Below are 8688 nucleotides of genomic sequence, written 5' to 3'. Positions count from 1 at the left end.
TTCTCCGTCGTTCGCTCACGCTCTCAACTACGAATAGGCAGACGGCGTCGACTATCGCGGACTAACCGCCTTCGCTTCGCTATCCATGGCGGTCAGCGTTGGTTTGTTTTTTGTTAAGAAAATAATTTGGCGTAGGATCTAACTAAATCGTGAGTAGATAAATAACCGTAAAGTGAAACCACATGTTATTAGGATAAGCTATGTCAACAGAAGAAAATAAGGCTCTGGCTCGCCGTTTCCGTGAAACAATGGATGAAGGGCATGGGGCTGGAATGGAGGAGTTTGTTGCGCCACAGGTGGTAATGAATTTTCCTGGGGTACCTCCACTAAGTCGTGATCAGGTAAAAGAGTTGGTTGTCGCATTCTATTCTGCCTTCCCCGATCTCCGCCAAATATTTAATGATCAGATAGCTGAAGGAGAGAAGGTTGTGAGCCGTGTTAGCTTCTGTGGTACTCACAAAGGTGATTTCCAGGGCGTTCCCCCAACTGGCAAGAAGGTAGAGTTTGAAGCTGTCCTCATTGACCGCTTTGAGGACGGGAAAATTGTAGAGCACTGGTCTAGTCTCGATATGTTCGGTTTGATGCAACAGCTTGGAGCTATTCCTGCCGCGGAGTAGCAATCAGTGGGGGGGGCAATGAGGTGTCCCCGATAGATCTGGCAACAACTTATAACGCTATTCATGAGTTAGCGCTGCTTGGGTATCCCCAACCGCTGGCGTCTCTCCCAAAGTGTTTTACGACTGATACCCAACTGCTTGGACAGATCGGTCTCGGTCATTTTTCCCTCGTGGCTCTGCACGAACTGGATGAAGTAGTCGTCGAGGGAGAGGTCATCTGCCTTGGTGGTCTGTGGTTTCTGAGTGCCGCTATTGCCCAGGCCTAGTGCCTCTGCGTTGATCTCCTCGCCATCTGCGAGAATCACAGCGCGTTCGATGGCGTTCTCCATCTCTCTCACGTTGCCGGGCCACTGGTAACCGTTCATTGCATCGAGAGCATCGCTGGTCATCTGCATTTGTGGTCGGTTGAGACGTTGGCAGCTCTTCTCCAGCAGTCGGGTAGCGAGTTCGTTGATATCGCTGCTGCGTTCTCGTAGCGCCGGTAGTTCGATCTCCATTACATGCAGACGGAAGTAGAGGTCACTTCTGAAATTGCCGTCATCCACCTGCTGCTGCAGATCCCTATGTGTTGCAGCGATCAGGCGTACATCGACGTTGCGCGACTGGGTCGCACCGACCCGACGAATCTCACCCTCCTGCAGAACACGCAGTAGTCTGGCCTGGGCTTCCATCGGCAGCTCACCGATCTCATCAAGGAACAGGGTGCCACCGTTGGCCGCTTCAACCAGCCCGTGGTGGGTATCGGTTGCGCCAGTGAAGGCCCCTTTTTCATGACCGAAGAGTTCTGATTCGATCAGGTTCTCGGGTATGGCGGCACAGTTAACGGTGATGATCGGTGCTTCGCTACGAGTGCTGTTCTCGTGTACGGCGCGTGCGACCAGCTCCTTGCCGGTGCCCGACTCACCGAGTACCAGTACGGTGGTGTCGGTGGGGGAGACGCGCTTGATGCGTTCAAACACCCCCTGCATCGCCTCACAGCTGCCGATCATGCCGCCGACGGGATAGCAGTGGGAGAGGTCGCTTTTCAGTGCCGCATTCTGGCGTTTCAGGGTGCGCTGCTTCAGTACCCGCTCGATGGTGAGTAGCAGCTCGTCGTGATCAAAGGGTTTGGCGATGTAATCGACCGCACCGAGCTTCATCGCCTCGACCGCTGAACGCACGCTGGCGTAACTGGTCATGATCACCACCGGTACGTTCTCGACCATACCGAGCACATCAGTACCGGGGGCACCTGGCAGTCGCAGGTCGGAGATGATTAGATCGAAATCGTTAAGGGTGTTGTTAGCCGTCGCCTCATCGATTGAGCTGGCGTCACTGACCTTGTAGTCGTGGCGTTCCAGCAACCGATTGAGTGATTGGCGAATCAGTACCTCATCTTCGATGACCAGGATCTGATACATGGTTACTCCTGTGGTTCGTGATCGGCTGATGGGCGCTCAACGCGCGGTAGGCGAATGGTAAAGAGACTACCGCTGCTGTTGCTCTTGCTGAGAGTAATGGTGCCGGAGTGCTCCTGCACGATGCTGTAGACCAGCGGTAGACCCAGGCCAGTCCCTTCGCCCGGTTGCTTGGTGGTGAAGAAGGGCTCGAAAATCTTCTCTGCCAGCTCGTCGGGGATGCCGTGACCCTGGTCGCTCAGCTCGATAACGATGTAACTGCCATCGATCTGGTAGTCGATGCTAATGGTGTCGCCCGGCTGCGAGGCGTCGCAGGCGTTACTAAGCAGATTGACGAAGACCTGGGTGATGCGCTGGCGGTCACCGTTGATGGTCAGGGCGCGCTGGCAGTGGTTGTTATAGTGGAGCTGCTTGCCCTCGTGGCTGAGCTGTACCAGTCGCACCGCCTCTTCAATGGCGTCACAGAGCTCAATATCGGTGGCGACAAAATCATCCACTGTGCCGCCGTGGCTGAAGTTGACCAGCGATTGCACGATATTGGCGATACGCCCGGTCTGCTGCAGGATCAGCTCCAACCCCTCGCGCTGAAATTCGTGATCATCAATGTCGTGCATCATGTTCTGGCTGAGGCTGGCGATACCGGTGACCGGATTGCCGATCTCGTGTGCCACACCGGCAGCGAGACGACCGATCGAGGCGAGCCGTTCGCTGTGGACCAGTTCCCCCTCGAGCTGATGAATCTCGGTTAGATCCTCGAGCAGAATAACGGTGCCACCGCTGCCGCTCTCCTTGTGCAGGCCCGGATCATCGATGGCCGCCTTGTGCAGATTGAACAGGCGCGGCTGGCCATCAATCCTCAGCTTCACCTTACGCAGCTGTGGCTCGGGGTTCTGCAGGAAGGTCTCAAATAATCCCGACCAAGGTTCCGGTAGTGACAGCAGCGATTCGCCGACCAGTCCCGAGGAGGAGAGACCGGAGAGCTTGCTCATCTCTATGTTCCAGTTGATCACGCTCATGTCGGGACCGATTGAACAGACCCCGAGCGGTAGATCCTGCAGTACCTGCCGGTGGTAACGGCGCAGTCCATCGAGTTCGGCGGCAAGCCCCTGCAGCTTCATCTTCGACTCGCCCAGCTGCTCCTCGATGAACTGCACACTATCGGCCAACGTCGTGCGGGTGTGGGGCTCCATCTGCAGTTGGTCATCGACAATCATGCGTGCCAGCAGTGGGCCGACCAGACCGGAGAGGTTGCGCTCAATGCGCTCACGCAGGCGGCGCAGATCAGCACGGTGTAGCTCGGAGTGGATCAGGCCCAGGTCGGTGAGGGCACGGTCGACCTCATGTTTGGCCATCTCCGCGCCGGTGATACGGGCCAGCTGCTGCTCAACCTCTTTGACCGAGTCGGCCAGCAGCACACCAGTGGGCGGTGCGAGGCTCTTCTTGCAGCAAGCCTGAGCCGCCTCGCGCTCTTTGGCGCTGGAGCGGGTGATGAGTGAGACGAAGACAAACAGCCCGGTATTGATGGTCAGTGACCAGAAGGTGGGACCGCTCCAGGGGTCGCTGCCGGGTTGTGGCAGGGTGAAGCCACCGGAGGATTCGAGCAGTCCAGAGCGCTCCAGTAGCGGCAGCAGCAGGGTGTAGGCCCAGATCAGGCCGCCGCCGAGCAGACCGGCGATAAAGCCATCACGGGTGGCGCGACGCCAGTAGAAGAGGCCGACGATGCCGGGAAGGAACTGCGCCACGGCGATAAAGGAGATCAAGCCGAGCTGCACCAGCCCCTGATTGCGTTCTAGCAACAGGTAGAAACCGAAACCCGTAAGGATGATGGCGGCGATCAGGAAACGACGCCCCCACAGCAGCCAGCGGTAGATATCCATGTTGGGTGAGAGACGCGGCGGGAAACTGGCGGGTAGCACCAGGTGGTTCATACACATCGCTGCCAGCGCCAGGGTGGTGACGATGATCATCGCGCTGGCCGCGGAGACACCACCGATGAAGGCGAGGATGGGTAGAAACTTGCTGCCGCTCTCGAGGGTGATCGCCAACACGTAGAAGTCGGCCGAGCTGTCGGGGCTGGTCTGTAGTCCCGCCCAGAGGATCGGTGGAATGGCAAGGTTAAGAAGCAGTAGAAAGAGCGGGAAGCCCCAGCTGGCGCTACAGAGTGTGCGTGGCTCGATGTTCTCGGTGAAGATCATGTGAAACTGGCGCGGCAGCAGGAAGGCGGCGGCGAAGGAGAGCAGCAACAGTGTTCCCCAAGGCCCTTCACGAACCGGAGCGTAGAGCGATTCGAGCGCCTGTGGATTGCGATTCAGCCACTGCTGCATCCCTTCGAAACCGTCGAAGACGCCGAAGATGGCAAACAGTCCGACTGCCAGCAGCGCAGTCAGCTTGATCAGCGATTCGAAAGCGATCGCCACCACCAGCCCCTCGTGTTTCTCGCGTGAGGAGAAGTGGCGTGCGCCGAACAGCACGGCGAAGAGGATCATGGTGGCGCAGAAGATCGGGGCGATCAGTACCGGCGTCGATTCATTGCTCAAGACCTGTAGCGACTCGGTGACAGCACGTACCTGCAGGGCGATGTAGGGGAGGGTGCCGGTGAGCATGAAGAGGGTGACCAGCACTCCGGCGAGCTGACTCTGGTAGCGAAAGGCGAACAGATCGGCCAGCGAGGTGAGCTGGTATTCGCGACAGAGGTTGAGGATCGGTCGCAGTAGGATCGGGGTGAGCAGAAAGGCGAGGGTGACACCGATATAGATGGTGAGAAAGTTATAGCCCTGCTGGTGGGCAAAGCCGACGCTGCCGTAGAAGCTCCACGAGGTAGCGTAGACACCGAGCGAGAGGATGTAGGTGAGCGGATGCTTGGCGATGCGACTCGGCAACCACCCCTGTTCGGCGCTGTAGGCAATGACGAACAGGATAAACAGGTAGGCGACAATCAGCAGAAAGAGCTGCCACAGCTCAAAGGTCATCGCGTCTCATCCTGCGTTGCAGACGGTAGGCGAAAAAAATGATCGCCAGCCAGATCAGATAGGGGACGTACCAGGGGTTGTCGTCAGCCGCCCAGATATCACGCAGTGGCGAGATGAGCAGAAAGAGGACGAAGAGAAAGATGATGACGACACGGTCGATCGTCTGCTCATTTTCGGGGGGGCTATCCATGGCGCTAGCTTATCAGGAGTTGTTACTTAACGTAACACTTCGGCGAGCGGTTTTATGATCCCATTGGCTGCTAATATGTGAGGAAATATCCACCGACATCCTGCAGGGCGAGAGGCATGCAACAGCTAGAGACGCAGCTCAAAGAGATCGACCAACGTGGCTACAAGGCCTACAAGTCGTTGCAGGGATGTTACTCCTTTCCCCGTTACCAGCTATTCATTGACCATGTGCAGGGCGACCCCTTCGCCGAACCGTCACGCTGTCGCATCCTGATTGAAGCAGATGAGATGTCGCTCCCCGCCGGACTCTTTAGTAATGCCATCCGTACGATTGCTCTGGAGGACTATCTGGGGCGTCATTTTGCTGAAGCGATAAAAGACCATGTGAAGGGACATCGTGGCTCGGGACGTAGCGGTGAGGTCGCCATCGCCTCTTACGGGCAACAGGTGCTGCAGCGGAATGCGGTGCTGGTGAGAGCGGGGAGCGTAGAGGTCAGGTTCCAGCTGGCACTGCCTGCCGATGCTCGTCGCGTGAACGGACGCGAGGCGCAGGTGATGCTCTTCGAGGAGCTGCCAAAGGTCGTCGAGACTGGACTCTTCTCACTGCTTGGTAGGCTTGAGATTGTTGAGCAGCATGTCGATAGCGTCGAGGATCAGCAGGCGTTACGAGATCAACTTGTCGAGAAGGGGTTGGTTGCCTTTGTTGCCGAAGGTTCGAGGTTGCCGCGTGCTACAGGTGTCGATGACCGTCCGCTTGAGGAGGCGGTGCTGTTTGAGGCGCCCGATTCGATGCGCGTGGCACTCTCACGTCCCCACGGAGCCGATATCGTGGGTATGGGCATTGCTGAGGGGGTAACGCTGATCGTTGGCGGTGGCTTCCACGGTAAATCGACCCTGCTGCATGCGATTGAGCGCGGTGTCTATAACCATATTCCCGGTGACGGTCGCGAGCGGGTAGTGAGCCGTGCCGATGCGGTAAAGGTGCGTGCCGAGGATGGACGGGCGATCACCGGTGTCGATATCTCCCCCTTCATCAACAACCTGCCGCAGGGCAAGGATACGGCGCGTTTCACCACCGCCAATGGTAGCGGCAGTACTTCTCAGGCGGCAGCGATTATGGAGGCGTTGGCTACCGACTGTTCAACACTGCTGATCGATGAGGACACCTCCGCCACTAACTTCATGATTCGTGATCGGCGCATGCAGGCGCTGGTCGCCAAGGAGCGTGAACCGATCACGCCACTGGTGCAGCGTATTCGAGATCTCTATCAGCAGAATGGCGTCTCGGTGGTGCTGGTGATGGGCGGCTCGGGTGACTTTTTCAGTGTCGCTGATCGCGTCATCATGATGGATAACTATCGGGTGCGTGATGTCACCGGCGATGCCAGGGCGCTGGCGGTGGAGATGGTCGAAACCGAAGGTGAGGTACTACCAATCAAACAACGCTCACCACGAATCACTACACGAGCGTCACTGTCGCCGCACAATCGACAGGGACGCGAGAAGATTCAGCCCTATGGTGTGCGGAGTCTGCGCTATGGCGAAGAGGAGATCGACCTGACTCGTGTCGAACAGCTAGTCGATAACGGACAACTACGTGCCATCGGTTATCTGTTGAGTTACTGCGAGCAGCAGCTGGTTGGCGAGCAGCTCGATCTCAATGAGATGTTAGATAAAGCCCTGAATACGATTAAGCAACAGGGGCTCGATGCATTGACGCCCTATATCATCGGAACACTGGCACTGCCACGATTACAGGAGTTGGCGGCAACGGTTAATCGTATGCGTCGATTGGAGCTTGTAACTTGAGGTGATAGACAACAAAACCGTAGCCCGGATGGAGCAAAGCGCAATCCGGGGAAGTTAATTCGGAGGATGACTATTACTTTGCGGTTAAAAAGTTTATGTCTGCACGAATTCCCGGATTGCGCTTTGCTTCATCCGGGCTACATGAATCGGTAATGGGGAGGGTGTGATGGCGATGTGGCGTGAGTTGAAAGGTTTGGTAGCTGTTGTCTTGATGATGGTGCTGGCGGGTTGCAGTTCAGTGCAGGTCGGACGCGATTTTAATCTGGGTAGTTTTGAGGACCGGGTGAAGCAGGGTGAGACGACCCAGGCCGATATCCGTGCCTGGCTGGGTGAGCCACGCAGTAGTGGTATTGCACTGGAGGCCGATGGAGAACGGTTGATCGAGTGGCTCTACTTCTACGGCAAGGGTCAGCTCTCCGATATGGATCGAGCCAACCTCAAGGTGCTGCAGGTGCGCTTTGCTCCGAACGGTACGGTGCGTAGCTATAACTGGTCGGGCGAGCGTTAGGCAAACATCTTCTGCCACCAGGTGGTGGCATGGCGACGTTGAGATCGCAGGGTTTGATCCTGGAGAGAATCCAGCCCGGCAGCGGCGGATTGTCGCTAAAGCCGCAGGAGACGCCGAGGTTGTGGGGGTCGAAGATTTTCACGTAGCTGGGCTTCTCAAGATCATCGGCATAGACGATGGCGCAGTAACTCTCCTGATGGTCCTTACGCAGCAGCGTATCGATTTCGGTAATGAACTCTATGAGCTTATCAGCACTGACGGTCTGCTCGGGTGGCGCTTCACCGACCGCGTAGATGTACCAGCTGTCGTCGGCCACGGCACGTAGCTGTGCCCAAAAGGCGTCGAGCTGCTCCCACTTCATGGTGCTCTTGAAGTTGCCCTTAAAGGCGGTGACAAAGGGGTCGTGACTGAGATCCATAGGAATACCGGATAGTGCTGAGAAGTGCTGTCATTATAACGCAAACGACGTTTGAAATTGAGTGCAGTGCGCTGTTACTGCTGGACTAGACTGACAATCTCACTATTCGGATAGCTGAAAAAAGCGTGAGCCGAAGAGATGTGAAGGTACACGAAGAAAATACGTTAAATCTTTCACAAACACTCTTTAGAAAGGTGGTTGTTCAGACCTGATCTGGCAGTCGGCGTAAGATTTACTCGTCTGCTGTACGAATGAAGCAGACCTCAGGGATTAGCTATTTGATGGTCGCTACTCACCTGATAACAGACATTCAACGCCCGTCTAATGCACAGTTTTTGAATGACGAAGGAGCGGAAAAGTTGTCGCCATTGAGGTGTTTGTTGAACGCGCTACAACTAAAATTGCCAACCACCCCATGACAACATAAGCCATACATGGAATAAAATATCCTGAGAAGATACCAAGTATAATGACTACAAAAACACCGGTTAAATAAATATAAACTGAAGTTCTCAGCTTATTTCTTGGTGCTACTATTGCTGATATTACAACTACCAAGACCGACGATAGTGCTGCACCAGATGTAACCAGCCACAGAGGCCACATTTCCCAAGCCTCAGCGTAACAGTCCGAGCCTTCCCTAAATCCTGCCGGGCAGAACAATACAGCTCGATCGCTGACCGCCATCGCTGACCGCCATGGATAGCGAAGCGAAGGCGGTTAGTCCGCGATAGTCGACGCCGTCTGCCTATTCGTAGTTGAGAGCGCGAGCGAACGACGA

General features: G+C 56.1%; 8 protein-coding genes. 3 read left to right on the top strand and 5 right to left on the bottom strand.

Annotation, left to right across the window (positions count from 1 at the left end):
* Positions 1-200 precede the first annotated feature (200 nt).
* On the top strand, positions 201-617 hold the full coding sequence (locus BOW52_RS15475) for an ester cyclase (RefSeq protein ID WP_078484982.1): 417 nt from the start codon (positions 201-203) through the stop codon (positions 615-617).
* A gap of 68 nt (positions 618-685) precedes the next feature.
* Here BOW52_RS15475 and BOW52_RS15470 read toward each other — a convergent pair whose 3' ends face one another.
* The 3 genes from BOW52_RS15470 to BOW52_RS15460 are packed head-to-tail and all read right to left on the bottom strand — an operon-like array spanning position 686 to position 5173.
* Positions 686-2017: a sigma-54-dependent transcriptional regulator gene (locus BOW52_RS15470; RefSeq protein ID WP_078484981.1), complete on the bottom strand. Its 1332-nt coding sequence runs from the start codon at positions 2015-2017 to the stop codon at positions 686-688.
* A gap of 2 nt (positions 2018-2019) precedes the next feature.
* Positions 2020-4983 (bottom strand): sensor histidine kinase, encoded by a 2964-nt coding sequence (locus BOW52_RS15465; protein ID WP_078484980.1) that lies wholly within the window; start codon positions 4981-4983, stop codon positions 2020-2022.
* The gene (locus tag BOW52_RS15460; protein WP_078484979.1) at positions 4973-5173 is read right to left on the bottom strand and encodes a hypothetical protein; all 201 of its coding nucleotides are present in this window, start codon (positions 5171-5173) and stop codon (positions 4973-4975) included. The genes BOW52_RS15465 and BOW52_RS15460 overlap by 11 nt, the downstream gene beginning before the upstream one ends.
* 116 nt (positions 5174-5289) lie before the next feature.
* Between BOW52_RS15460 and BOW52_RS15455 the strand changes: the two genes are divergently transcribed.
* Both BOW52_RS15455 and BOW52_RS15450 read left to right on the top strand, forming a co-directional pair.
* Positions 5290-6981, top strand: a complete 1692-nt coding sequence (locus BOW52_RS15455; protein WP_078484978.1) for an ABC-ATPase domain-containing protein — start codon at positions 5290-5292, stop codon at positions 6979-6981.
* A 166-nt stretch (positions 6982-7147) separates the two neighbouring features.
* Positions 7148-7489 (top strand): hypothetical protein, encoded by a 342-nt coding sequence (locus tag BOW52_RS15450; protein ID WP_078484977.1) that lies wholly within the window; start codon positions 7148-7150, stop codon positions 7487-7489.
* Here BOW52_RS15450 and BOW52_RS15445 read toward each other — a convergent pair.
* Both BOW52_RS15445 and BOW52_RS15440 read right to left on the bottom strand, forming a co-directional pair.
* Positions 7419-7907, bottom strand: coding sequence for a hypothetical protein (locus BOW52_RS15445; RefSeq protein ID WP_236725779.1), 489 nt, complete (start codon positions 7905-7907; stop codon positions 7419-7421). The two genes, BOW52_RS15450 and BOW52_RS15445, sit on opposite strands and share 71 nt — an antisense overlap.
* A 321-nt stretch (positions 7908-8228) precedes the next feature.
* Positions 8229-8594, bottom strand: coding sequence for a hypothetical protein (locus BOW52_RS15440; protein WP_135622523.1), 366 nt, complete (start codon positions 8592-8594; stop codon positions 8229-8231).
* Between the last annotated feature and the right edge of the window lie 94 nt (positions 8595-8688).

The sequence above is a fragment of the Solemya pervernicosa gill symbiont genome (assembly GCF_002020875.1).
Taxonomy (GTDB): Bacteria; Pseudomonadota; Gammaproteobacteria.
The sequence above is the reverse complement of the archived record's forward strand: the minus strand, read 5'-3'. Positions and strand labels throughout refer to the sequence as shown.